Source organism: Serratia sp. ASV30 (assembly GCF_016428815.1).
GTDB classification, from domain to species: domain Bacteria; phylum Pseudomonadota; class Gammaproteobacteria; order Enterobacterales; family Enterobacteriaceae; genus Chania; species Chania fonticola_C.
Map to the genome: position 1 here is coordinate 1 of NZ_JAELTL010000248.1, position 316 is coordinate 316.

The window sequence follows — 316 nt, forward strand, 5'->3', positions numbered from 1 at the left end:
GTTCCGCTGGCGCTGCCGGGCGGCCACCTACGCCAACTGGCCGGTGCTGCGTTATATGCTGCGCGGCAATACGGTTTCCGATGCCCCGCTGATTATCGGCAGCCTGGATCCCTGCTACTCCTGTACCTGTCTCTTATACACATCTCCGAGCCCACGAGACAGGAGGTATCATCTCGTATGCCGTCTTCGGCGTGAAAAGGGGGGGGGGGGGGGGGGGGGGGGGGGGGGGGGGGGGGGGGGGGGGGGGGGGGGGGGGGGGGGGGGGGGGGGGGGGGGGGGGGGGGGGGGGGGGGGGGGGGGGGGGGGGGGGGGGGGG

General features: G+C 74.7%; 1 protein-coding gene. It reads left to right on the top strand.

Translation table 11 applies throughout. The features are described from left to right. A partial coding sequence (locus JHD74_RS26835; protein WP_233169712.1) for a hypothetical protein occupies positions 1 to 316 on the top strand: 316 nt, incomplete at both ends.